This is a genomic window from Bradyrhizobium sp. USDA3516 (assembly GCF_057651995.1).
Window position 1 is genome coordinate 217,604 of sequence record NZ_JBYGYN010000006.1, and the last position, 24,800, is coordinate 242,403.

A 24,800-nucleotide genomic window follows, 5' to 3' on the forward strand; every position below is an offset into this window, starting at 1 on the left:
AGGCTCAGATCAGGAAGTGATCCTGCATCCATTGCATCCCGGCGGCGTTGGCCTTGGTCACGACCGGGCCGTCGGTGACGACGTTCTTCGGGATGCCCTGTCCGCTCTTCTCGCCGCCGACGACGGCCGAGACGCCCGCGATGATCGCGCCGCCATGGATGCGGCAGGACGGATTGCGGACGGTCGCGAACATTCGGCCTTCGCTGACCGCCTGGATCGCCGGGGGCATGGCGTCGACCCCGCCGATCAGGATGTTGGTGCGATTGCGCGCCTTCATGATGTTGGCGGCGGCCAGCGCCATGTCGTCATTGTGGAAGAAGGCCGCGTCGATCTGCGGGTATTTGGTCAGATAGGTCTCCCACAGGCGGGCGGTCTTCGACACGTCCCAATCGGCCGGCTGGGTGTCCAGCACTTCGATGCCCGGGAATTGCTTGACGACCGAGTTGAAGCCCTTGGCGCGGCCCTGCGCACCGGTGTGGCCGAGCGCGCCCTGCGTCATGATGATCTTGCCCTTGCCGCCCATGGCGTTGCACAGCGCCTGCGTCACCGAGGCGCCCATGAATTCGTTGTCGGGAGCGAGGAAGGAATGGACGTTGATCTGATCGAGCGGCGCGATCAGCGTATCCATGTCGATCACGGGCGTGCCGGCGTCGATCATCTTCTGCACCGGCTGGGTGAGGGTGCCGATGCCGAAGGCCTGGATCGCGACGAAGTCCCATTTCTGCGAGGCCATGTTGTCGATCGCCGCGCGCTGCTTCACCGCATCGAGCTGGCCGTCGAACCAGGTCACCTCGACATTGAACAGCTTGCCCCAGAATTCCGCCGCCTGCTTGCCTTGCGCGCACCAGGTCGCCTGAAGGCCGGCGTTGGAGAAGGCCGCCTTCAACGGCTTCTCGCTGCGTCCGGCTGCGGCTGCAAGTGCGGGGTTTATGCCCATGCTGCCGAGGATGGCAGCTCCGGCGCCGGCGGTCGCTGCCGCCTGAAGAAGATCGCGCCTGGTCGTCGAGAAATCTTTCGTCCCGGACATCGCTCGCTCCCATATATTTTGTCGTCGGCGCGTCATTGGTAGCGCTACCGATCTCCGAAAGTCTCTCACAAGAGTTGTTCGCACTCAATCTTCAATGAGCCGCAGCGTCGTCGCAGCCCGCGCGTTGGTGCAGCGCGAAGTGTCAGGTGGACGATCGCCGAGCAGATCGCGGAGCGCATCTCCGATGACGGCGACGAACGCGATGCACCGCTCGCGGTGTGCCATCGTCATCGTCAGCGCCAGCATCGACCAACATCGCCTGCGTTTGCGGGTACAGATCGAACAGACGTGAAGGACGAGCGGCGTGAGGTCGGCGCAGCGCGAGGCGGCACGTTCCGAAGCTGTCTTGGATGGAGATGAGAGCCGAGTTCATCGACAGTTCAGCGCCGCAGGCAAAAAAAGAGCGGGGCCCTGGCCCCGCTCAAAAATTGTGTCGACCCTATTATCCCCGATCTTAAGATTTGATCTTGATTGACGGGGCGACGCTGCGTTTTGCGCGCCAGGGTCTCCTCCCGAGACTTGGACCACTAGGCCTCGACCTCGCGGTCAGCGCCTGAGCAAGAGGGATGCTAGATCAACTTTTCTCACTTGTCATCATTTTCGGCAACGAATGTCCAAAATAGGAGCAGCTGACGAAACGATCGGGCTTCCGCCTACCTAAATATATGACAGATATAAGAAATTTGTGGATGGCTGGGCGGGTTTCCTGCCTTAGATACCGGCCGGGCTCGGGCGCAGGGCAGTCCGGCCACAACTTTCGAGCAATTTGTGCAGGACCAAGGGGGCGGCGGAACTGGCCTCGACTCGGCCCCGCCCGGGTGTTTAGTTAGCGCACGAACGAATGGTCCGGCGGATGCGCGCACACCTGCAAAAATTCCTGCCCCTGGTCCTGCTCGCCCTGGTGATGCAGGTGCTGGCGCCGATCGCCGCCTGTCTCGCGGCCGGCCAGGCTGCGGCCGATCCGTTCTCTGCAGGTGTCATTTGCCACAGCGCAAGTGAGCGGGGCGGCCCGGCCGACGAGACCGGGACACCGGCCGCAAAAGCCGGCGCATGTGCGCTTTGCTGCCTCGCGCACGTTGACGCCTCGCTTGACGCGCCGTCCCATGCGGGGTTCTCAACTCCCGTCCGCCCCATCGCCAGCATCGTCTGGCACGTGGCGAACGCGCCCGTCCTCGCCGCCGTCGACAGTTCGAGCGCCCGGGCACGCGCTCCCCCCAGCATTTCCTGATCTGCGAAACCTTCAACTCCGCGCCGGCTTCCGCCGTGCCGGGATCGCAATGCGCCGGCTCTCTGCCAGCATCAGGAATGATCTCATGCCTCGTTCAGGCTTCTTTCGACTTTCCGTACCCGGAATTGTGCTTGCCTCGGCTTCTGCCCTCGTTGTGCCCTCCAACGCAATCGCGGAGGAAACCCGACGCGAGCTTCCTCCCGTCACGGTCGACGCGCCGCGGGAGAAACGGACTTCACCGACCCGCACCCAGCGAACCGCAACGCGATCAACGCGGGTCCGCGCGACTGCAAGTGCGCCTGCGCAACCGACGGCAGCTTCCGAAGGGGGCCCTGGCCCTGGTGCCCTGACGGTTCTCACCGCCCAGCAGGCGCTGAGCGAGATCAACCAGACGCCGGGCGGCGTAGCACTGGTCACAGCGGAGGCCTACCGGAATTCGACTCCCGCCAGCACGATCAAGGATGTCCTGGACTACGTGCCCGGTGTCTTTGCGCAGCCGAAATGGGGCGACGACACCCGGCTTTCGATCCGCGGATCCGGCCTGTCGCGCAATTTCCATCTGCGTGGCGTGCAGCTTTACATGGACGGCATCCCGATCAACACGGCGGACGGCTACGGCGATTTCCAGGAGATCGACCCGACCGCCTACAAATATGTCGAGGTGTACAAGGGCGGGAATGCGCTGCAGTTCGGAGCCAATTCGCTGGGAGGCGCGATCAACTTCGTGACGCCGACGGGCCGCGACCGCTTTCCGAACGGCGTCTCGTTCGACGTCGGCGCTTTCGGCTTCAAGCGGCTGCAGGCGAACGCGGGGGGCACCAACGGTCCGTGGGACGGTTACGTCACCGCCTCGACGCAGGCCGCGGACGGATTTCGCGATCACAGCTTCGGCTCCAGTAACCGCCTGAGCGGCAATGTCGGCTACCAGTTCTCGCCGGATTTCGAGACGCGATTCTATCTCAACGCCAACGAGGTGCGGCAACGCATTCCAGGAACCGTCACCAAGGCGTCTGCCTTGACCAATCCGGAGGCCGCGGCTCCGGCGAACGTTGCCCTGGACCAGCAGCGCAACATCGACACGGTCAGGCTGGCCAACAAGACGACGATCCGATTCGACGACACCAGGTTCGAGTTCGGCGCCTTCGGCGTCGACCGGCACCTCATGCATCCGATCTTCCAGTGGCTCGATTATCGCTACAAGGATTACGGCGGCTTCGCGAAGGTCACGGACGACCGCATGATCGGCGGTTACCGCAACAGGCTGGTCGCAGGCGTCAACCTGTTGAATGGCAGCATCGACAACCAGCAATTCGCCAACATTGCCGGACAGAAGGGGGCATTGCTATCGTCGTCGTTCGATCGCTCGGAGAACACCTCGGTTTACGTTGAGGACAGCTTCTACTTCCTGCCGAACGTCGCCGCGATTGCCGGCACGCAATTTCTGCATGCGACCCGCAGTCGGCGGGACCGGTTTCTCAGCGACGGCGACCAGTCGGGAGCAACCCGTTTTGATCTTTGGTCGCCGAAGACGGGGCTACTGTGGCAGATCGACCCGACATGGCAGGCCTTCGCCAACGTTTCGCGGAGCGCCGAAGTGCCGAGCTTCGGCGAGAGCGCGAGGGGTCCAGGCATTCCGACGATTCCGTTCACCAGCATCCGCCCGCAGATTGCGACGACCTACGAGATCGGGACGCGCATGAGACGGCCCGACTATACGTGGGAGCTCATCGCCTATCGCGCCAATATCCGCGACGAGCTGCTGTGCCTCTACAGCGCGTTCGGCAATTGCAACGTGACCAATGCCGATCGAACCGTCCACCAGGGCATCGAGGCTGGGGCAGGGGCAGCAATCTTCCGCCACCTCTTCGTGACAGGAAGCGCGCCCGACAAGGTGTGGCTCAACCTTGCCTATACCTATAACGATTTTCGCTTCGATAGCGACCCGACGTTCGGCAACAACCAGCTGCCCGGTGCGCCGCGTCACTATTTGCGCGCCGAATTGCTCTACAAGCATCCGACCGGGTTCTATGCTGGTCCGAACGTCGAATGGGTGCCGCAAGCCTATTTCGTCGACAGTATGAACACGCTCGCGACGGAGCCGTATGCACTGCTCGGATTGAAAGCGGGCTTCGACAATGGTGGGCCGTTCTCCGCTTATGTCGAGGGGCGAAACCTCACCAACAAGACATACATTGCAAGCGCCAGTATCATCGATCGCGCCACCGCCACGTCGGCCTTGTTCGAGCCAGGCACCGGCCGGGCGGTCTACACCGGAATGCGGTATCGATGGTAAGCGCAACTGAGGCTGCCGAAACCACCACGACCGTGCTCGATCAGATCAAAACCGAGGGAACCAGATGAACAGGATCAAGCTATCACTTCTCGCCGTCGCCATGCTGCTCGGCAGCAGCGCAGCGGTTGCTGCCGACGACGTCAAGGCCGGCGACCTCGTGATCTCGCAGGCCTGGAGCCGGGCGACGCCGGGCGGTGCCAAGGTCGCCGGCGGCTACCTGACCATCGAAAACAAGGGCAACACGGCCGACCGGCTGGTCAGCGTGTCCGCCGACATCGCAGGCAAGGCCGAGATCCACGAGATGGCGATGGACAACGGCGTGATGAAGATGCGCGCGCTCGACAAGGGACTAGCGATCGAGCCCGGCAAGACCGCGAAGCTCGCGCCCGGCGGCAATCATTTGATGCTCCAGGAGCTGAAGGGGCCGTTCAAGCAGGGCGACAAGGTGCCGGTGACGCTTCAGTTCGAGAAGGCCGGAAAGGTCGCCGTTGTCCTCGACGTCCAGGGTGTCGGCGCGCAGGCGCCGGGTGATGGCGGGCATTCGGGTCACATGGACATGAAGAAAATGCCGGATCATTCGGGAATGAAGATGAAATGAGACTGTTCTGGATTCTCGGGAGACCGAATATGTCGAAGCGATCCTGCCTGATCCTGATTGCCGCGCTCGCCGCATCACCAGTGGCGGCGCATGTCTCGCTCGAGACCAAGCAAGCCACCATCGGCGGGTCCTACAAGGCGGTCTTCACCGTGCCGCATGGCTGCGCGGGCTCGCCGACGGTGAAGATCCGCGTGCAGATTCCGGAAGGGGTCATTGCGGTGAAGCCGATGCCGAAGGCCGGCTGGACCATCGATATCGTGGAGGGCAAATATGCCGGGGAATACGACTATCACGGCAATAAGCTCTCGTCTGGCGTCAAGGAGGTGGCGTGGTCCGGCGGCAAGTTGGCGGACAAGAACTACGACGAGTTCATCATGCACACGGTGCTGACGGACAAGCTCAAACCGAACACCACCTTGTACTTCCCCGTGGTTCAGGAATGCGAGACCGGCGTCAGCCGCTGGATCGAGATCCCAGCCGGGGGGGCGGGGCATTCTCATGAGGGCAAGTCGCCGGCGCCTGGCGTGAAGCTCCTGCCGAAACCCTGATGCGCCTCCTCGCCGCGCTCGCGACGCTGCTCTTCGCTGCGGGCTTCGCGAGCGGCGCGTTGGCGCACGCGGCGCTGATCTCGGTCGAGCCGGCGAGTGGCAGCACGCTGGCGACCGCTCCGAAGGTGGTCGAGCTGCGGTTCAACGAACCGGTGACTCCGGGCGCAGTCCGGCTGATCGACGGGGCGGGCAGGGCGCGGGACGAGACACGCGTCAGCGCGTCGGGCGACACGATTTCGATCACGATGCCGGCTGATCTGCCTGAGGGGACCGCGGTCGTCAGCTATCGCGTGGTCTCGCAGGATGGCCATCCAGTCGCGGGATCGGTGATGTTTTCGATCGGCATGCCGTCGGAGACGAAGCAGCCCGCGAGCACGGACCATTGGTTGGGCGCGCTGATCTGGCTGGCGCGCGTTGGCCTCTATCTCGGACTGTTCGTTGGTGTCGGCGGTGTGTGGTTCGCGCGCTGGATATCTTGGTCTCTGGCCGGCATGACCGTGCCGCGCGTGGCGCTCGCGGTCGGCCTTTCGAGCGCGCTGGTGTCCCTCGGTGCGCTGGGGCTTGATCTCCTCGGCCTGCCGCCGGCGGCGCTGGCGACGGCCGCGCCTTGGAAGGTCGCGGTCGCGACCAGTGCCGGCCGCGCGTTTCTTGTTGCCGCCGCCGCGATGCTGTTCGCTCTGCTGGCGCTGCGCAGCGCATGGTCCTCGCGGGCTCTTGCGATCGTTGCCATGGTCGGTGTGGGCTTGTCGCTCGCCATGAGCGGGCACGCCGCAACGGCGCCGCCTCAAATGATGATGCGGCCGGCGATGTTTCTTCACGGCCTGTGCGTTGCGCTGTGGATCGGCGCTCTTGCTCCGCTCGCGGCTTTGCTGTCGAAGCCGACGCCGGCGGCACTCGCCGTCGTGATGCGCTTCTCGGGCATCGCGATGCCGGCGGTCGGCGTGCTGGCATTGACGGGCCTCGCCCTTGCGATTGTTCAGCTCGAAAAAGTTTCGGCGTTGGTCGAGACCCGCTATGGCCTCATCCTCTCGATCAAGCTCGCGCTGGTCCTCATGCTGCTCGCACTTGCGGCGCTCAACCGCTTCCGCCTCACTCCGGCACTTGCCCGTGATCGCGGAGCCCAGGCCATCCTCAAGCGCTCGGTCCTCCTCGAATGCGCCATCGCTCTCGCCATCTTCGCCGTCGTCGCCGGCTGGCGCTTCACGCCGCCGCCCCGCACGATCGTTCCGGAGACCCCTTTGGCGATCCACATCCACAGCGACAAGGCAATGTTCCAGGTGCTGGTGTCGCCTGGAAAGGTCGGCAAGGACGACTTCGTGCTCCAGCTCATGACCGGCGAGGGGACGCCCCTGGCGGCCAAAGAGGTGACGTTGACCCTCAGCCTGCCCGAGCGCGGCATCGAGCCGATGGAACGGAGCGCCTCGCTCGGGCCGGACGGCTACTGGCACGTGCGCAAGGTCGACCTGCCGTTCGCCGGCCGCTGGCGTGTGCGCATCGAGGCGCTCGTGAGCGATTTCGAGAAGATCACGCTTGCGGATGAACTCGAGGTGCCGCCGCCCTAGGCTCGCCGGCTTTGCAGAGCGCGCTGCTCCTGAAGTCAAACCTGAAGGCAACGGAAAAATGACAAGGAATTTCGCTGCGTTAGCGGCTTTTCCTCATTCCCGTCTTGTGTTTTCGCCCCCAATCCGGTTTCACTGCAGGCGATCACTGATTCCCAGAGTATGACCATGCGGTTGTCGCGCTTCTTTCTGCCCATCCTGAAGGAAAATCCGAAAGAGGCGGAGATCGTCTCGCATCGGCTGATGCTGCGCGCCGGCATGATCCGGCAGGAGGCCGCGGGCATCTATGCCTGGCTGCCGCTCGGGTTTCGCGTGCTGAAGAAGATCGAGCAGATCGTGCGCGAGGAGCAGGATCGCTCCGGCGCGATCGAGGTCTTGATGCCGACGCTCCAGCTTGCCGATCTCTGGCGCGAGAGCGGCCGCTACGACGCCTACGGCCCGGAGATGCTGCGTATCGCCGACCGCCACAAGCGCGAGCTGCTGTACGGGCCGACCAACGAGGAAATGATCACGGAGATCTTCCGCGCGTACGTGAAGTCCTACAAGAACCTGCCGCTCAATCTCTATCATATCCAATGGAAATTCCGCGACGAGCAGCGTCCGCGTTTCGGCGTGATGCGCGGCCGCGAGTTCCTGATGAAGGACGCCTATTCCTTCGACCTCAACGAGGCCGCGGCACGCGTCGCCTACAACAAGATGTTCGTCGCATACTTGCGCACCTTCGCCCGGATGGGGCTGAAGGCGATCCCGATGCGTGCCGAGACCGGCCCGATCGGCGGCGATCTCAGCCACGAGTTCATCGTGCTCGCCGAAACCGGCGAATCCGGCGTGTTCATCAATCGCGACGTGCTGGATCTGCCGGTACCGGGCGAGGACGTCGATTATGAGAGCGACCTGACGCCGATCATCAAGCAATGGACCTCGCTCTATGCGGCGACCGAAGACGTCCACGATGCCGCGCGGTTCGAGCAGGAGGTGCCCGTGGACAAGCGGGTCAACACCCGCGGCATCGAGGTCGGCCAGATCTTCTATTTCGGCACCAAATATTCCGAGCCGATGAAGGCGCTTGTGGCGGGGCCTGATGGCGTCGACGTGCCGATCCATGGCGGCTCGTACGGCGTCGGCGTCTCGCGCCTGCTCGGTGCCATCATCGAGGCCTGCCATGACGATGCCGGCATCAAATGGCCGGAGGCGGTGGCACCGTTCCGCGTCTCAATCCTCAACCTGAAGCAGGGTGATGCCGCGGTCGATGCTGCCTGCGAGAAGCTCTATGCCGAGCTCACGGCCAAGGGCGTCGACGTGCTCTATGACGACACCGATCAACGCGCTGGCGCCAAATTCGCCGCCGCCGACCTGATCGGCATCCCCTGGCAGATCATGATCGGGCCGAAGGGGCTCGCCGACGGCAAGGTCGAGATCAAGCGGCGCAGCGACGGCGCGCGCGAGACCATGTCGCCTGCGGACGCGGTCGTAAGACTTGTGGGCTGATCAGGCTGGTCGGCCGAATATTGTTCATCGCGCGATATCGCGGCCGCCAATCCGGCCACAATTGACCCCGAATCATGGGATTATCGAGCGATGGATGAGACCATGACCGAAACCGTGCAAACCGCGCCTTTCGCGCCATTCGAGTGGATGCTGTCGGCGCGCTATTTGCGGGCGCGGCGGAAGGAGGGATTCATCTCGGTCATCGCTGGGTTCTCCTTTCTCGGCATCATGCTCGGCGTCGCGACGCTGATCATCGTCATGGCCGTGATGAACGGTTTCCGCAAAGAACTGCTCGACAAGATCCTGGGCCTCAATGGCCACATCCTGGTCCAGCCGCTGGAATCGCCGCTGACCGACTGGAAGGACGTTGCCGACCGCCTCAGCCAGGTCGAGGGCATCCGGCTCGCGGCGCCGGTGGTCGACGGTCAGGCGCTGGCGTCATCGCCCTGGAACGCCTCGGGCGTCCTCGTGCGCGGTATCCGCTCCGACGATCTCAACAACCTCACCTCGATCGCCAAGAACGTCAAGCAGGGCTCGCTCGAGGGGTTTGACGAAGGGCAGGGCGTTGCGATCGGCCGGCGCCTCGCCGACCAGCTTTCGCTGCATGCCGGCGACAGCATCACGCTGGTGGCGCCGAAGGGCGCGGTCACGCCGATGGGCACGACGCCGCGCATCAAGCCCTACAAGATCGTCGCGGTGTTCGAGATCGGCATGTCCGAGTACGATCTCGGCTTCGTGTTCATGCCGCTCGCAGAGGCGCAGGCCTATTTCAACCGCAGCAACGACGTCACTTCGATCGAGGTGTTCACCACCAACCCCGACAGGATCGACGCCTTCCGCAAGGCGGTGACGGAGGCGGCGGGCCGGCCGATCTTCCTGGTGGATTGGCGGCAGCGCAACTCGACCTTCTTCAATGCGCTCCAGGTCGAGCGCAATGTGATGTTCCTGATCCTGACCATGATCGTGCTGGTCGCCGCGCTCAATATCGTCTCCGGCCTGATCATGCTGGTGAAGGACAAGGGCAGCGACATCGCGATCCTGCGCACCATGGGCGCTTCGCAAGGGTCGATCATGCGGATCTTCCTGATCACGGGCGCCTCCATCGGCGTGGTCGGCACGCTGGTCGGCTTCTGCGTCGGCCTCGTGATCTGCGTCAATATCGAATCGATCCGGCAATTCCTGTCCTGGTTGACTTCGACCGAGCTGTTCTCGCCGGAGCTCTACTTCCTGTCGAAGCTGCCTGCCGAGATCGACGTCGGCGAGACCACGGCCGTCGTCATCATGGCGCTGACGCTGTCGTTCCTGGCGACGCTCTATCCGTCGTGGCGCGCCGCGCGCCTCGATCCCGTCGAAGCGCTCCGGTACGAGTGAGGGGCTGATGGAGCAGCAGGGGGCGGAAGATGTACCGGTCATTTATCTGCACGAGATAAAGCGGCAGTACTTGCAGGGCGAGGTGCCGCTGACGATCCTCGACGGCGCCAAGCTGGCGCTGTGGGCCGGCCAGTCGGTCGCGCTGGTGGCGCCATCGGGCTCGGGCAAGTCGACGCTGCTGCACATCGCGGGGCTGCTGGAAGCCCCCGATTCCGGCGAGGTCTATGTCTCGGGCGCGCCGACCTCGCAGCTGCCCGACATCGAGCGCACCCAGCTGCGCCGCACCGATATCGGCTTCGTCTACCAGTCGCACCGGCTCCTGCCGGAGTTCTCGGCGCTCGAGAACGTCATGCTGCCGCAGATGATCCGCGGCCTGAAGAAGTCCGAGAGCGTCAAGCGCGCCAAGGAGATCCTGGGTTATCTGGGCCTCGGCGACCGCATCACCCACCGCCCCGCCGAGCTGTCCGGCGGCGAGCAGCAGCGTGTCGCCATTGCCCGTGCGGTGGCCAACGCGCCGCGCGTGCTGTTTGCAGACGAGCCGACCGGCAATCTCGATCCTGGTACCGCCGAGCATGTGTTCCAGGCCCTGATGCAGCTGGTCAAGGCGACCCACGTGTCGATGCTGATCGCCACCCACAACATGGAGCTCGCCGGCCGCATGGACCGGCGCGTGTCGTTGTCGAACGGCCAGGTGGTCGAGCTCGACTAAAGAGCTCGAAAACAACCCCATGCACAGTAGCCAAGTGCTTGGAGGGACTTCCGAAAAAAATCGAAGACGGCGCTCCGCCGCCGCCTCACGATTCAGGGCCTGATCACCGTCAATTTGAACGGTCCGCCATTGGCTGCGGCGTGTGCCACGGCCTCGTTGGCGTGGTCGAGATCGAAGGTCTCTGTCTCGTACTCTTCCAGCCGCAGCAAGCCGGCACGCACAAGCGCGATCAGGCGGCTGGCCGCATCGGGCGGATACATCCAGACGCCGTGGATGCTGATGCAGTTGCGCATGATCCAGGGGTAGGGCAGCTCGAGGCCCGGCCCGCCCGCCATGCCGACGCCACCCATCAGCACGATGCGTCCGTAAGCGCGCACCGTCATCACCGCCGCGCGCACGACAGTCGGGCTCACTGCGGGCGGCATGATGTCGAAGACGCAGTCGATCGGCCCCTGCGCGGCGCGCTTCATCGCTTCGCGGTCGTCGTCCTCATGGCCGGTGAGTCTGACCGGCTTGACGCGGCCGCCGAAGCGGCGGACGAGGTCGGCGAGGATCCTTTCGTTGCGGCCGGGCGCAACCACGCAGGCTGCGCCCATCGCCAGCGCGACGGAAACGGCGGCGCTGCCAAAATTGCCGGTGGCGCCGCTCACCAGTACGGTCTCGCCCGGGCGAAGGTTTGCCGCAAGGAAGCCGCCATAGGGCACCAGCAACGTGCCCAGGGCGCACCATTGCGCCGCCTGCTCGGACGTGATCGGGCCGAGGGCTTTGACGTTCTCGGTCGGCACCCGCATCCGCTCGGCGAAGGAGCCGTGGCGAAAGTGCCGTTGCAGGCGCATGCCGCCGGGCCCCGCGGCGGTCAGGCCCTGCAGGGCGATGTCGGGCGCCACGGCGTCATCGCGCGAGCGCACCGTCGGATCGCAGAACACCCAGTCGCCGACGGCAAGCTTGGTGGCATCAGGACCGATCGCGCGCACCCGGCCGATGCCGCCGGGGCCGGGGACGATCGGCAGGTCGAGCGCATAATTGCGCGTCCCGTCGAAGACCTCGTTCATGTAGGACAGCACGCGCGTGGCGACGACGTCGACGATGACCTCGCCGGTGCCGAGCACCGGTTCGGGGACAGTCTCGATCGCCAGCGGCACGCCGAAGGATTTGAGCACGGCAGCTTTCATGATGTTCACCTCGCAGTCGGGTGAGGTCGGTATGCGCTGCCCTGGCGGGAGACAGGAAGGCCTGGTATTATCCTAGTATTCCGTAGGCCCTCCATCGCAGGGACATCCGCCATGGCCGATCCACGCCGCGTCGAATTCGGGGACTTCCTGAGGTCTCGGCGTGAAAAGCTGTCGCCGAAGGCGGTCGGGCTTCCGGCGGGCAGGCGCCGGCGCACCGCGGGGCTGCGCCGCGAGGAGGTCGCGCAGCTCGCCGGTATCGGCGTCGACTGGTACATCCGCCTCGAGCAGGGCCGCACGGTGAGCCCGTCCGTCACGACTGTGGATGCGCTGGCCCGGGCGCTCCGCCTCTCAAAGACCGAGCACGCGCACCTCAAGGCGCTGGCGCGCGAGCCCGCAAGAAGCCCGTTCACCCGCGAGATCGTGCCTCCGCCCATTCGTCGCATGATCGAAAGCCTGCATCAGCCCGCCTACATCACCGGCCGGCGCTGGGACGTGCTGGCCTGGAACGATGCGGCCGAGGAGGTGTTCGGGTTCGGGCGTTTGCCCGAGCAGGATCGCAACACGCTGCTTCTGATGATGACGAACAAGCGGACGCGCAAATCCTACGGCGCCGGCTGGACCGACGTTGCCAAGGCGATGGTGGCGATGTTTCGCGCCAATCACGACGTCTGGGCCGGCGATCCCGCCTTCACGGAGCTGCTGACGCGGCTGCGCGACAGCAGTGCGGAATTCGTCGAATGGTGGGAAGCACACGACGTCCGCAGCACCATCTCGGGCCGCAAGACCATGAACCATCCGACCAAGGGCGTGCTGCACTTCGAGCACACCAGCTTCCAGGCCAACGACGATCCCGCGCTGAAGCTCGTGATCTATACGCCGGTTTAATCCCGGATGGAGAGCACGCTTCCGCCGTATCACGTCACGTTCGCCAAAGAGGACCGGGAGGTGCTCCCTGCGCCGGGGGAACCTAAGGGCCCTCCTAAGGTTACTGTTTCATCGGTGTGCAGGTGGAGCGAGGGACGTGTTCGGGGTTGACCGATGACGACAGCGACCGGGGCACGCTCGGCCGACCGCAACGCCGTCTTGGCCACCCTCGGCGACCACATTCGAGAGATCGGCAACCCCGACGATCTCGCCTATGCGGCGGCGGAGCTGCTGGGCCGCAGCCTCGATGTCAGCCGGGCAGGTTACGGTACCGTCGATACCACAGCCGAGACCATCACGATCGCGCGCGACTGGAATGCACCTGGAATCTCGAGCCTGGCCGGCGTGCTGCGCTTTCGCGACTATGGCAGCTATATCGAGGATTTGAAGCGGGGTGAGACGGTCGTCTGCGCCGACGCTGAAAAGGACCCTCGCGTCGGCGACCGCGCCCGAGCTCTCGAGGCAATCTCGGCCCGCGCTTTGGTCAACATGCCGATCTCCGAGCCCGACGGGGTTGTTGCGCTGCTGTACCTCAACAATGCCGCGCCGCGCGAATGGAGCCCGGCGGAGCTGGAGCTCATCCGCGAGGTTGCCGAACGCACCCGCACCGCTGTCGAACGTCGCCGCGCGGAGAGCGCGCTGCGCGAGAACGAGGCGCGGCTGCTCTTCCTGGACGCTCTCAACAAGGAAACGGCCAGGACGCGCGATGCCGACGGCGTCATGGCAGTGACGACGAGAATGGTCGGCGAGTATCTCGGCGTCTCCAACTGCGCCTATGCCGACATGGATCCCGATCAGGACGGCTTCACCATCCGCGGGGATTGGGCGGCCCCCGGTGCAATGCACATCGTGGGGCACTACAGCCTTGCCGACTTCGGCGAGAAGGCGGTGCGAGAGCTGGGCGCCGGCCGGCCCCTCATCATCAACGACAATCTGAAGGAGATCGCTCCCGAGGAAGCCGCCACTTTCCAGCGCATCGGGATCGGTTCGACGATCTGCATGCCCTTGGTCAAGGAGGGGCGCCTGACCGCCTTGATGGCCATTCATCATCGCGGCCCGCATCTTTGGACGCCGCGCGAACTTGCCTTGCTCACCGAGGTGACGGAGCGATCCTGGGCGCATATCGAGCGCGTCCGATCGGAGCAGGCGGCGCGCGAGGCTGCCGAACGGCTGGTCCTCGCCAACAAGGCCGCCGGAATCGGCGCATGGGACTACGATCCGATCAACGATATCCTTCGATGGGACGCCCGCTGCAAGGAGGTGTTCGGTCTCTCACCGGATGCCGAGGTCAGCTATGAGGGCTCATTCCTGAAGGGCATCCATCCCGACGACAGGCAGCGCACCCACGAGGCCGTCTCGACCGCGTTACAGCCCAATTCTCCGAGAAGTTACAACATCGAATACCGGACCGTCGGCATCGAGGATGGCGTCGAGCGCTGGATCGCCGCAACGGGTCACGCGATCTTTTCCAATGGTCAGGCCACCCGGTTTATCGGGACCGTGCTGGATATCTCGGCGCAAAAGAAGACCGAGCGTCATCTGCGGATCCTCAACGACACGGGAGCATCGGTTGCCCGCGAACGCGATCTCGACAGGATCGTCCAGATCGTGACGGATGCCGGCGTCGAGCTGACGGGCGCGCAGTTCGGAGCCTTCTTCTATAACGTCCTGGCCGCGGACGGGGGCAGCTACATGCTGTATTCGCTGTCCGGCGTGCCGCGATCCGCGTTCGAAAACTTCCCGATGCCGCGCGCCACCGCCGTGTTCGAGCCGACCTTCAAGGGCACGGGCGTGGTGAGGTCGGACGACATCCTGCAAGACCCGCGCTATGGCAAGAATGCGCCGCGGAAGGGCATGCCCGAGGGCCATCTCCCGGTCCGGTCATACCTTGCGGTCCCCGTGATCTCGCGCAGCGGCGAGGTGCTCGGTGGGCTTTTCTTCGGTCATGCGGAGGTCGGTCGATTCCACGAAGAGCACGAGGCCGCATTGCTCGGCATTGCTGGTCACGCTGCAACGGCCATCGACAACGCCCGGCTCTTGACCAGCCTCGAAGCGCTCAATGCCGGGCTGGAGCAACGTGTCGCCGACGAGATCGCCGAGCGCATGAAGGCCGAGGAGCAATTGCGGCAATCTCAGAAGATGGAAGCCGTCGGACAATTGACCGGAGGCATCGCCCACGACTTCAACAACATGCTGGCCGTCATCCTCGGCAGCCTGAATCTTGCCAAACGGCGGCTCGGCAGGGGCGAGCTCAACATCGACCGCTTTCTCGACGGCGCCATGGATGGTGCGAACCGTGCCGCCACGCTAACGCAAAGATTGCTGGCGTTCTCGCGACAGCAACCACTTGCGCCTGAGGTCGTGGACATCAACAAGATGGTCGACGGGATGAGCGAGCTGCTCGAGCGCTCGCTCGGCGAGCTCGTCCGTCTCGAGGCAGTTCTCGCGGCCGGGCTGTGGCGCGTCAAGGTCGACCCTGCCCAGCTCGAAAGCGCTCTGGTCAATCTTGCGGTCAATGCACGCGATGCCATGCCGAAAGGTGGCAGGCTGACGATCGAGACCGCCAACGCCTCGATAGATCGAAAATATGCCCGCGAATATGCGCTACAGCCCGGGCAGTACGTTCTCGTTGCGGTGACGGACAACGGCACGGGCATCGCGGCGGACGTGCTGGGAAAGGTGTTCGATCCGTTCTTCACGACCAAGGTCGTGGGCAAGGGGACCGGACTTGGCCTCAGCCAGGTCTACGGCTTCGTGCGGCAGTCGGGCGGCCATGTCAAAATCTATTCGGAAGTGGATGTCGGCACGACCGTGAAGATCTACCTTCCGCGCTATGCGGGCGAGGAGGCCGTCTCAACCCCGCCGCAAGGCGTGCCGAATCCCGGTGCCAGCCTGCAGGGCGAGACCATCCTCGTCGTCGAGGACGACGATCGGGTCCGCAGCATCTCCTCCGAAAGCCTGCGCGAGCTCGGCTATACCGTGGTCGAGGCCGCGAACGCGAGGGAGGCGATCGGCAAAATCGAAGGCGGTTTCGTTCCGGATCTGCTGTTCACCGACGTCGTCATGCCCGACATGACCGGTGCCGAACTCGCGGCCGAACTGTCGAGACGATACCCGGATCTGAAAGTGCTGTTCACCACCGGCTACACGCGCAATGCGATCGTCCACAATGGCGTGCTCGATGCCGGCAAGCATTTGCTGTCTAAGCCCTTTGCGATCGAAGACCTGGCCGCCAAGGTCCGCTCCCTGCTCGACGAGGGGTGAACAATCGTTGCGTTGAATCGCTCCTGAGGCGATGTCCGACGTCATTTCAAGGCGACGGAGCGGGCCGAGGGTTTGTGCTGACGGTCTGCCGGGGGGCGGGCGTCCACGGGCTCTCGGGCCAGTGAGCCGCCTGCCAGGGAGCCGCTTGCCGAGCCGTCGTCGGCCAGGAGCTTGTCGGGCCCGGCGCCGGCAATGCGCAGGATGCCTTGAGCCGAGCCCATTGTAACGGCAGGTCCGTCAGGTCGAGCTCGAATGTCGTGATCTCCGTCTTGCCGTCTGCTATCGGCGTGGTTTCGCGGACCTGCAGTGAGCGGGAGGCCAGTATCGTCTTGATCATGTCGGCGTCGATGTTGCCGCGCCAGACCTCGTACTTGCCGGTCCGCAGCGGAGATCCTCCGGCGGCTTTCCCCTTGTCGGCATTCGCCGCGATCAGGATCGTGCTCTTGCCGGCGGCCGCTTCGTCGGCCTCGGCCACAAATGTCAGCGGCGCGCCCTTGCTGCTTTCGCAAGACAGGCGCAGCTCCATCGTTCGGAAGGTGGAGGCGTTCTCCTTCCTTGCGGTCGCGATCTTGCGGACGAACGGCCGGGCCTCCTTCTCCAGCGACCAGTTCGTCTCGGCAAGCGGCCTCGCGTCGATGCCGAAACCGTAAAGCTCGGATCGCGTCAGCACGTGCAGGCTTTCGAACTTCACCGTCCGGATCAGGGAATCGAGCTCGCGACCAATTCCCATTGCTGCGATGAACGTGGCGCGATCGCGATCGGCCGCCAACAGCCGGCGCCGCCTGTATTCCGCGACCGCCGCCGGATCGGGCCGTCCGTCGAAGGCGAGCACCAGCTTGTTATTATGGACCGCCATTGTGGCGTCGGGGGCGACTTCGCGCGATATCGCTCCGAGAAACATGTATCCGCAGGCCGAGTTGCACATGGCACGGCTCGTGGTGAGCTCGGCCTCGACCTCGCCGCTTGCGTTCTTGAGCTTCAGGCAAGCGGCGTCCACCTGCGCGCCCGCGGCGCAGGCGGTCGCGATCGTCCGGCCGACCCTGGCAATCGCCTTGCGGCTGCGCAGCAACCGCGCAATCGCGTAGGACTGCTCGACGTTGCCGCCGGGCGAATGAAGGTAGATCGGACGCTGCAGGTCCTTGACGGCGGCGAGGAAGCGGCGAATGCGCAGCGCAGCCTCCCGATCGATCTCGCCCTCGATGGCGATCCAGCGATCGCAGCCCGGCCCGCATGCGTCGGCTGGCCCCTTGGCGAGATAGATCGTCAGCTTGGAGGCAAAGCCGGCTTTCTCGGTCGGCGTTGCTTCGGCACGCAAGGTGCCCGGAAGCAAAAGCGACGCAAGGAGCAGGATACGGGTGAGCATGGAAGGATCGACTGCGCGGAGGAAGCCTTGGCCGGACGCTATACGATGGCTGGTGCGGTCACAACGTGCGGTCGGACGCCCCGTGCGCATTTGTTCGACCGGCCAGCGCGGCAATCAGCGTTCGAGAACGTTCCGGCGCCTCGGTTCGCACGTCGCTGCAGCGAACTCGATCCCCCGGCGCTGGTGGCGGCGCGCCCGAGCGGCTCGCGTGCGACTCCGCTTGCCGGTACATGCAGGTGAGGGCGATCATGAGTGCGGGCGCGGTGATCTCTGCGGGTAAGTGGCGGACCTGCAATCGCTCAGTCTCGGCCATTCATCCTCCTTGAAGCAGAAGGGACGATCGTTCGAACGTACGCGAACGAGCGAGCGTGTGATTGATACGAGCGCGAATGTGATGAAAGCGAGCGAAAATATGGCGATAATTTGGATGAGGAACTCGACTGCGCCTTCGACTCGTCCATCACGCGAATGTGCGCGGGACGACGTTCCGCGCACATTCAGATTGTCCTCGCGTCGTCGACATTGAAATTGCTGGAAAACCCTTGTTTCAAAGGGTTTCCGTGCGTGTGCGATTAACATTCATTAATGAGCAAAGTCCTTTCGATCGCACTGTGGCGTCGCGGTTACAGCAATTCCGTCGTTCGCTGTTATGACCACGCCACGGCCCGGGGGCCCTCTGAAGAAACTGGAACGGGAATCAAATGAAGAAGAAGTTGTTGCTCGCCGCTGTCAGCCTTGTCGCGCTCAGCGCGGCTGCGCCGGCGCTGGCTGCCGATCTCGCGGCACGGCCTTACACCAAGGCTCCGCCGGCGATCGCCGCCGTTTACGACTGGAGCGGCTTCTACATCGGCGTCAACGGCGGCGGCGGTTTTGCTCACAGCACTTGGGATCTCGTCGGCGGCGGTCGCGAAGGATCGCACGACGCAACTGGCGGCACGGTCGGTGGCCAGATCGGCTATCGGTTCCAGTCCGGCCAGTGGGTGTTCGGCGTGGAAGGCCAGGGCAACTGGGCCGACTTCTCGGGCGACAACACCAGCGCTCTGTTCGCGACCCGCAACCGCTCGAAGATCGACTCGTTCGGTCTGATCACCGGTCAGGTCGGTTACGCCTGGAACAACGTCCTGCTCTACGTCAAGGGCGGTGCGGCGGTCGTCGGTGCCAAGTACGAAGTATACAGCACGGCTTCGGGTGCGCTGCTGGCGTCGAACGACCAGACCCGCTGGGGCGGCACGGTCGGTGCCGGCCTCGAGTTCGGCTTCGCACCGAACTGGACGGTTGGCGTCGAGTACAACCACATCTTCCTGTCGGACAAGGACGTCACCTTCGCCCTGGTTCCGTCGACCGATCGCATCCGTCAGGACGTCGACATGGGTCTCGTCCGCCTGAACTACAAGTTCGGCGGCCCGATGGTTGCCCGCTACTGAGTCTGGCTGCTCCATTGGAGCGGCTGACGAAAGCCCCGGCCTCGGCCGGGGCTTTTTTTCTGTTTGCACTCAGCGAGTTAACCATCTCGTCGCGGCGGTGGCCGGAGCGCTTGACTCCCTAGAACAAAATGAGAACTATGTTCTTCATACGTTCCAACAAGGGAGCAGGCCATGTTCAGGGTTTTCGTGGAAGAAGCCGCCGCACTGGCGTCCATCACACTGTTCGTCGGGATGATCGCGATCTGGGCCCAGGTCATTCCGCAGCTCTAGGCTGGCTTCCTCTGACCTCTTGGGGAAAAGCGGGACGACGGGGCGAAGCGGCCGCTCGGGCGTGGACTCTGACGCCGTGAGACCCCACCATTGAGAGGCGAGTCGGCCGGGAGTGCATGATGCCTTGAGGCGCCGGCGACCGCTCCATCTCAGTTGCAAGAGGCCGTCACGCGACCATGCCGAGCGCCGGATTTGTTCACCTTCACGTTCACTCGGCCTATTCGCTGCTCAAGGGCTCGATCAAGATCGCCAAGCTCGCCGAGCTTGCCAAGAAGGACCACCAGCCGGCGCTGGCGCTTACCGACACCGACAATCTGTTCGGTGCGCTGGAATTCTCCGACAAGATGGCGGGCTCCGGCATCCAGCCGATCGTCGGCTGCGAGCTCGCCATCGATTTCGGCGATCAGGATCCCAATGCGCGCAATGCCATGGGGCCCTCGCGCGTGGTGCTGCTCGCCGCGCAGGAGCGCGGCTATCGCAGCCTGATGCGGCTGAACTCGCGTGCGTTCCTGGAATCGCCGGACAGCCATGCTCCGTTCATCAAGTTCGACTGGCTCGAGGGCGAGACCGAGGGCCTGATCGCGCTGACGGGCGGACCGGACGGGCCGATCGCGCTGGCGCTCGCCGGCGGCATGTCCGAGCTCGCCGGCGTGCGGTGCGAGCGTCTGGCTGCTCTGTTCGGCGACCGTCTCTACGTCGAATTGCAGCGCCACAACGCCGAGAAGGAGCGGCGCGTCGAAGGCGGCCTGATCGACATCGCCTACGCCAAGGGATTGCCGCTGGTTGCGACCAACGAGCCGTATTTCGCGACCACCGACGATTATGAGGCGCATGATGCGCTGCTCTGCATCGCCGGAGGCCGGCTGATCGCCGAGACGGAACGCGAGCAGCTGACGCCGGATCATCGCTTCAAGACGCGCGCCGAGATGGCGGTGCTGTTCGCTGACATTCCGGAGGCGCTGGCTTCGACGGTGGAGATCGCCGAGCGCTGCTCGTTCCGGCCGATGACGCGCAAGCCCATTCTGCCGTTCTTCACCGTCGGTGCCGCCTCGAGCTCGGATGCGGCCGCGGTCGAGGCGGCCGAGCTGAAGCGGCAGGCGGAGGAGGGGCTCGCCAACCGCTTGCGCGTCCATGGCCTGTCGCAGGGCACGACGGAGGAGACCTACGCCAAGCGGCTCGCCTTCGAGCTCGACGTCATCACCCGCATGAAATACGCGGGCTACTTCCTGATCGTGTCCGACTTCATCAAGTGGGCGAAGAGCCAGGGCATTCCGGTCGGGCCGGGCCGCGGCTCCGGCGCGGGCTCGCTGGTGGCGTGGGCGCTCACCATCACCGACCTCGATCCGATCAGGTTCGGACTGCTGTTCGAGCGCTTCCTCAATCCGGAACGTGTCTCGATGCCGGACTTCGACATCGACTTCTGCCAGGACCGCCGCGGCGAGGTGATCAGTTACGTGCAGCAGCGCTACGGCCGCGACCAGGTCGCGCAGATCATCACCTTCGGTACGCTGCAGGCGCGCGGCGTGCTGCGCGACGTCGGCCGCGTGCTGCAGATGCCCTATGGACAGGTTGACAAGCTGACCAAGCTGGTGCCGCAGAATCCGGCGGCGCCGGTGACGCTGGCCGCCGCGATCGAGAGCGAGCCGAAACTGCAGGCGTTCCGCGACGAAGATCCGGTGGTGGCGCGCGCCTTCGACATCGCCCAGCGTCTCGAAGGCCTGACCCGCCACGCCTCGACCCACGCGGCCGGCATCGTGATCGGCGATCGTCCCTTGAGCGAGCTCGTGCCGCTCTACCGCGATCCCAAATCCGACATGCCGGTGACCCAGTTCAACATGAAATGGGTCGAGCCTGCGGGGCTCGTGAAGTTCGACTTCCTCGGCCTGAAGACGCTCACCGTGCTCGACGTCGCCTGCAAGCTGCTGAAGCCGCGCGGCATCCATGTCGACCTCGCCACGCTGCCGATCGACGATGCCGAGAGCTATCAGATGCTGGCGCGCGGCGACGTGGTCGGCGTGTTCCAGGTTGAAAGCCAGGGCATGCGGCGGGCGCTGATCGACATGCGCCCCGACCGTTTCGAGGACATCATCGCGCTGGTCGCGCTGTATCGGCCGGGTCCGATGGCGAACATCCCGACCTATTGCGCGCGCAAGCACGGCGACGAGCAACCGGAATATCTGCATCCCGTGCTGGAGCCGATCCTGAAGGAGACCTTCGGCGTCATCATCTACCAGGAGCAGGTGATGCAGATCGCGCAGGTGATGTCGGGCTATTCGCTCGGCGACGCCGACCTGTTGCGCCGCGCCATGGGCAAGAAGATTCGCGCCGAGATGGACAAGCAGCGCGACATCTTCGTCGCGGGCGCGGTGAAGAACGGCGTGCCGAAGGGGCAGGCCGAGACCATCTTCGAGCTGCTCGCGAAATTCGCCGACTACGGCTTCAACAAGAGCCACGCGGCGGCCTATGCGCTGGTGTCCTACCACACCGCCTACATGAAGGCGCATTATCCGGTGGAGTTCATCGCCGCGTCCATGACGCTCGATCTGAACAACACCGACAAGCTCTCCGAATTCCGCTCCGAGGCGCAGCGCCTCGGCATCAAGGTCGAGCCGCCGAACATCAACCGGTCGGGCGCGACCTTCGAGGTCGGCGAGAACACGATCTACTACGCGCTCGCAGCGCTCAAGGGCGTCGGCATCCAGGCGATCGAGCAGATCATCGCCGAGCGCAGCAGAGGCGGCCTGTTCACCTCGCTCGCCGATTTCGCCACGCGCGTCAGCCCGCGCGCGATCAACAAGCGCATCATCGAAAGTCTCGCCGCCGCCGGCGCCTTCGACACGCTGGAGCCGAACCGGGCGCGCGTCTTTGCCGGTGCGGACGCGATCCTCGCCGCCTGCCAGCGCGCGCATGAAGCTGCGACCATCGGCCAGAACGACATGTTCGGCATGTCGGCGGATGCGCCGACCATCATGCTGCCGCAGGTCGAGCCGTGGCTGCCGGCCGAGCGGCTGCGCCGCGAATACGACGCCATCGGCTTCTTCCTGTCGGGACATCCGCTCGACGATTACGCGACCGTGCTGAAGCGGCTGCGGGTGCAGAGCTGGGCCGAATTCTCGCGCGCGGTGAAGACCGGCGCCACCGCCGGCAAGGTCGCGGCCACCGTGGTCTCGCGCATGGAGCGGCGCACCAAGACCGGCAACAAGATGGGCATCATGGGCCTGTCCGATCCCACCGGTCATTTCGAGGCGGTGCTGTTCTCGGAAGGCCTTGCGCAATATCGCGACGTGCTGGAGCCGGGTGCGGCCGTGCTGCTGCAGCTCGGGGCCGAGCTCCAGGGCGAGGATGTCCGTGCGCGCGTGCTGCACGCCGAGCCGCTCGACGATGCCGCGGCCAAGACGCAGAAGGGCCTGCGCATCTTCCTGCGCGACACCAAGCCGCTGGATTCGATCGCCAAGCGTCTCGCCGGGCCCGACATGGCGGCCGCCAACGGCGGCGCGCCCAAGGTCGGCAGTCCCGGCATCGCACCGCGCGGAAACGGCGACGGCGAGGTCTCGCTGGTGATGATGCTCGACCTCGAGACGGAGGTGGAGATGAAGCTGCCCGGCCGCTTCAAGGTCTCGCCGCAGATCGCCGGCGCGATCAAGGCGGTGGCGGGCGTGATCGACGTGCAGCAGCTTTAGCTTCTCCGCCGCGCGTTCCGGTTTTTACAAAGTGGTCGCACTGCATCGGTTGCAACCCAGCGCTGATTCCGACTAGCATGTGCCCCGGGGAATGGAATGGGGCGTGTGATGCTGCGACAGAGGGCGTTGTTGTTGGCCGTTTGTGCCATGCTGACGGGGTGCGTCAGCAATCAGGTTGGAACGGACTTTGCGTCGGTGTCGAAAAAGGTCGGTCCTCCGCGCGCGGGGCACGCGCGTGTGGTGTTTCTGCAGGACAAGAGAAACGGCCTGAGCATGGCTATTTGCGGCTGCGAGGTGAAGCTCGACGGTGTGCCGCTCGGAAAAATCGTGGCCGGCAAATATGCTTATGCCGACCGGCCTGCCGGACGTCACGACGTGCTGCTCACTGAGTTGATGTTTCCGGGCGAGACCAAGCGCGAGATCGTCATGGAGGCGGGCCGGACGCATTTCTACCTGATCAAGAGCAGCGCCAGGCACGATGCCGCCATGGGCGGCGCCGTGCTCGGCGGTTTGGCCGGGCTTGCGGTCGTGTCAGTCGCAACGGCGGGCGAGGCCAATCTCGGGCCGGGCGAGCTCGTCGCGCTGGATGAGGCAACCGCGCGCACGAAGCTCGCGGAGCTGGAAGCCGTCGAGTAGGGTGCGCGATACGATGGCGTGCCTCTGATCGCGCCGGGCACAGGTTGTCGACGCGCGGCAGCTCTGGAGCGCGAAGAGATCTGGACGAATCATCACCGTGATTTGGATCGTTGCTTGAGCACGATCAGCGCATGAATGCGTGCCGCATTCGTCGAGAGAAAAAGAATGTCGCGATTTTTCGAATCGCTCTTTGGCGGGCTGATGTCGAATGCCTGCAGGCGGACGCAGCTTTGTGCAATCGTCGGCGCGCCATGGGCAGGCGTTTCGGCTTGCAGCATAGCGCGGGTGCAGCAATCATAGGTTGCGCAAATTAACACTTGCTATTTCTTCATATCGGCGCACCTATCTTCGCGACGCTTCATTCGTCCACTGACCCGAGGAGACGTCACATGTGCGACAAGTGTTCTGACACTCTGCGTCACCAAGCTCTGCGTCAAGACATCGCGCCGTCGCGGCGATCGGCGATGCTGTTTGGCGCCGCCGCGCTCGGCCTGGCCTTCGCCGGTGGAGCTTTCGCCAGCGGTGCCTTGGCCAAGGACGCCAAGCAGCCGCCGAAGCCGCAGAATGTGCTGTCGCCCGACGCGTCGCTGAAGCGGCTGATGGAGGGCAATGGGCGCTACGTCGCCGGCGTGTCGCGCCGCCACGATTTCAAGCACGAGCGCGAGGCACTGGCCGGCGGGCAGAACCCATTCGCCGCCGTGCTGAGCTGCGCCGACTCGCGCATCGCGCCGGAATACGCTTTCGACACGGGTCGCGGCGACCTGTTCGTTTGTCGCGTCGCCGGAAACTTTGCCGGCACCGAGACCATCGCCAGCATGGAATATGCGGTGGCGGTGCTGAACACGCAGCTGATCCTCGTGCTCGGCCATGATGCCTGCGGCGCGGTGGACGCGACGCTGAAGGCGATCAAGGACAATACGTCGCCGCCTGGCCACATTCCCTCGCTGGTCGATGCGATCGCGCCCGCCGCAAAGGCGGCGATGCAGCAGGGTGGGGACGTGCTCAACAACGCGATCCGGCAGAACGTGGTCGACAACATCGCCAAGCTGAAGACGGCCGCGCCAATCCTCAATGCGGCCGTGGAGCAGGGCAAGGTGAAGGTCGTCGGCGGCATCTACCGGCTGACGACGGGCACGGTCGATCTGATCGCCCAGGGCTGAACGGGCCGAGGAGCCTCGCGCCGCAGTGCGGTCGCGAGGCTTGCGTCTGACGTGGAGGTTTGACTTGGCTAGCGGCGCCATGCCGC

The 24,800-nt window shown here is 64.6% G+C and carries 20 protein-coding genes; 14 read left to right on the plus strand and 6 right to left on the minus strand.

Annotation, left to right across the window (positions count from 1 at the left end; translation table 11 throughout):
- Positions 1 to 4: 4 nt before the first annotated feature.
- The gene (locus AC24YW_RS20480; RefSeq protein WP_487484407.1) at positions 5 to 1,027 is read right to left on the minus strand and encodes a sugar ABC transporter substrate-binding protein; all 1,023 of its coding nucleotides are present in this window, start codon (positions 1,025 to 1,027) and stop codon (positions 5 to 7) included.
- Between the two features lie 84 nt (positions 1,028 to 1,111).
- A complete protein-coding gene (locus AC24YW_RS20485) occupies positions 1,112 to 1,273 on the minus strand; it encodes a hypothetical protein (protein WP_487484408.1) in 162 nt (53 codons plus the stop codon).
- A 607-nt stretch (positions 1,274 to 1,880) separates the two neighbouring features.
- On the opposite strand from AC24YW_RS20485, the gene AC24YW_RS20490 reads away from it, so the two are divergent.
- The 8 genes from AC24YW_RS20490 to AC24YW_RS20525 all read left to right on the plus strand — a co-directional run bounded on the left by AC24YW_RS20490 (position 1,881) and on the right by AC24YW_RS20525 (position 10,821).
- Positions 1,881 to 2,255, plus strand: a complete 375-nt coding sequence (locus AC24YW_RS20490; RefSeq protein ID WP_487484409.1) for a DUF2946 family protein — start codon at positions 1,881 to 1,883, stop codon at positions 2,253 to 2,255.
- Between the two features lie 85 nt (positions 2,256 to 2,340).
- Positions 2,341 to 4,548, plus strand: a complete 2,208-nt coding sequence (locus AC24YW_RS20495) for a TonB-dependent receptor family protein (protein ID WP_487484410.1) — start codon at positions 2,341 to 2,343, stop codon at positions 4,546 to 4,548.
- Between the two features lie 64 nt (positions 4,549 to 4,612).
- Complete coding sequence (locus AC24YW_RS20500) at positions 4,613 to 5,146, plus strand: copper chaperone PCu(A)C (RefSeq protein WP_487484411.1); 534 nt, start codon at positions 4,613 to 4,615, stop codon at positions 5,144 to 5,146.
- A 29-nt stretch (positions 5,147 to 5,175) separates the two neighbouring features.
- On the plus strand, positions 5,176 to 5,694 hold the full coding sequence (locus tag AC24YW_RS20505; RefSeq protein ID WP_487484412.1) for a YcnI family protein: 519 nt from the start codon (positions 5,176 to 5,178) through the stop codon (positions 5,692 to 5,694).
- Entirely contained in the window at positions 5,694 to 7,256 is a 1,563-nt protein-coding gene (locus tag AC24YW_RS20510; protein WP_487484413.1) for a copper resistance CopC/CopD family protein, read from the plus strand. Before AC24YW_RS20505 ends, AC24YW_RS20510 begins: the two co-directional genes overlap by 1 nt.
- 165 nt (positions 7,257 to 7,421) lie before the next feature.
- The gene (gene proS / locus AC24YW_RS20515; protein WP_487484628.1) at positions 7,422 to 8,741 is read left to right on the plus strand and encodes a proline--tRNA ligase; all 1,320 of its coding nucleotides are present in this window, start codon (positions 7,422 to 7,424) and stop codon (positions 8,739 to 8,741) included.
- A 90-nt stretch (positions 8,742 to 8,831) separates the two neighbouring features.
- Positions 8,832 to 10,112 carry a lipoprotein-releasing ABC transporter permease subunit gene (locus AC24YW_RS20520; protein WP_487484414.1) on the plus strand — a complete coding sequence of 427 codons (1,281 nt, stop codon included), beginning with the start codon at positions 8,832 to 8,834 and terminating at the stop codon, positions 10,110 to 10,112.
- 7 nt (positions 10,113 to 10,119) lie between these two features.
- Positions 10,120 to 10,821: an ABC transporter ATP-binding protein gene (locus tag AC24YW_RS20525; RefSeq protein ID WP_487484415.1), complete on the plus strand. Its 702-nt coding sequence runs from the start codon at positions 10,120 to 10,122 to the stop codon at positions 10,819 to 10,821.
- Between the two features lie 92 nt (positions 10,822 to 10,913).
- On the opposite strand, the gene AC24YW_RS20530 is transcribed toward AC24YW_RS20525, so the two are convergent.
- The gene (locus tag AC24YW_RS20530; protein WP_487484416.1) at positions 10,914 to 11,993 is read right to left on the minus strand and encodes a zinc-binding dehydrogenase; all 1,080 of its coding nucleotides are present in this window, start codon (positions 11,991 to 11,993) and stop codon (positions 10,914 to 10,916) included.
- 111 nt (positions 11,994 to 12,104) lie between these two features.
- On the opposite strand from AC24YW_RS20530, the gene AC24YW_RS20535 reads away from it, so the two are divergent.
- Both AC24YW_RS20535 and AC24YW_RS20540 read left to right on the plus strand, forming a co-directional pair.
- A complete protein-coding gene (locus AC24YW_RS20535; RefSeq protein ID WP_487484417.1) occupies positions 12,105 to 12,878 on the plus strand; it encodes a helix-turn-helix transcriptional regulator in 774 nt (257 codons plus the stop codon).
- Positions 12,879 to 13,031: 153 nt separating this feature from the next.
- Positions 13,032 to 16,181 (plus strand): GAF domain-containing protein, encoded by a 3,150-nt coding sequence (locus tag AC24YW_RS20540; RefSeq protein ID WP_487484418.1) that lies wholly within the window; start codon positions 13,032 to 13,034, stop codon positions 16,179 to 16,181.
- Between the two features lie 46 nt (positions 16,182 to 16,227).
- Here the strand turns inward: AC24YW_RS20540 and AC24YW_RS20545 are convergent, their stop codons facing one another.
- Together AC24YW_RS20545 and AC24YW_RS20550 are read right to left on the minus strand one after the other, a co-directional pair.
- Positions 16,228 to 17,544, minus strand: a complete 1,317-nt coding sequence (locus tag AC24YW_RS20545) for a hypothetical protein (RefSeq protein ID WP_487484419.1) — start codon at positions 17,542 to 17,544, stop codon at positions 16,228 to 16,230.
- Positions 17,545 to 17,602: 58 nt separating this feature from the next.
- Positions 17,603 to 17,857 (minus strand): hypothetical protein, encoded by a 255-nt coding sequence (locus tag AC24YW_RS20550; protein ID WP_487484420.1) that lies wholly within the window; start codon positions 17,855 to 17,857, stop codon positions 17,603 to 17,605.
- 388 nt (positions 17,858 to 18,245) lie between these two features.
- On the opposite strand from AC24YW_RS20550, the gene AC24YW_RS20555 reads away from it, so the two are divergent.
- The 3 genes from AC24YW_RS20555 to AC24YW_RS20565 all read left to right on the plus strand — a co-directional run bounded on the left by AC24YW_RS20555 (position 18,246) and on the right by AC24YW_RS20565 (position 23,554).
- A complete protein-coding gene (locus AC24YW_RS20555; RefSeq protein WP_487484421.1) occupies positions 18,246 to 18,968 on the plus strand; it encodes an outer membrane protein in 723 nt (240 codons plus the stop codon).
- Between the two features lie 446 nt (positions 18,969 to 19,414).
- The gene (gene dnaE / locus AC24YW_RS20560) at positions 19,415 to 22,918 is read left to right on the plus strand and encodes a DNA polymerase III subunit alpha (RefSeq protein WP_487484422.1); all 3,504 of its coding nucleotides are present in this window, start codon (positions 19,415 to 19,417) and stop codon (positions 22,916 to 22,918) included.
- 195 nt (positions 22,919 to 23,113) lie between these two features.
- Complete coding sequence (locus tag AC24YW_RS20565; protein ID WP_487484423.1) at positions 23,114 to 23,554, plus strand: DUF2846 domain-containing protein; 441 nt, start codon at positions 23,114 to 23,116, stop codon at positions 23,552 to 23,554.
- 92 nt (positions 23,555 to 23,646) lie between these two features.
- Here the strand turns inward: AC24YW_RS20565 and AC24YW_RS20570 are convergent, their stop codons facing one another.
- Positions 23,647 to 23,832 carry a hypothetical protein gene (locus tag AC24YW_RS20570; protein ID WP_487484424.1) on the minus strand — a complete coding sequence of 62 codons (186 nt, stop codon included), beginning with the start codon at positions 23,830 to 23,832 and terminating at the stop codon, positions 23,647 to 23,649.
- Between the two features lie 111 nt (positions 23,833 to 23,943).
- Here AC24YW_RS20570 and AC24YW_RS20575 point away from each other — a divergent pair, with 111 nt between their 5' ends.
- Positions 23,944 to 24,714 carry a carbonic anhydrase gene (locus tag AC24YW_RS20575; RefSeq protein WP_487484425.1) on the plus strand — a complete coding sequence of 257 codons (771 nt, stop codon included), beginning with the start codon at positions 23,944 to 23,946 and terminating at the stop codon, positions 24,712 to 24,714.
- Positions 24,715 to 24,800: the final 86 nt, after the last annotated feature.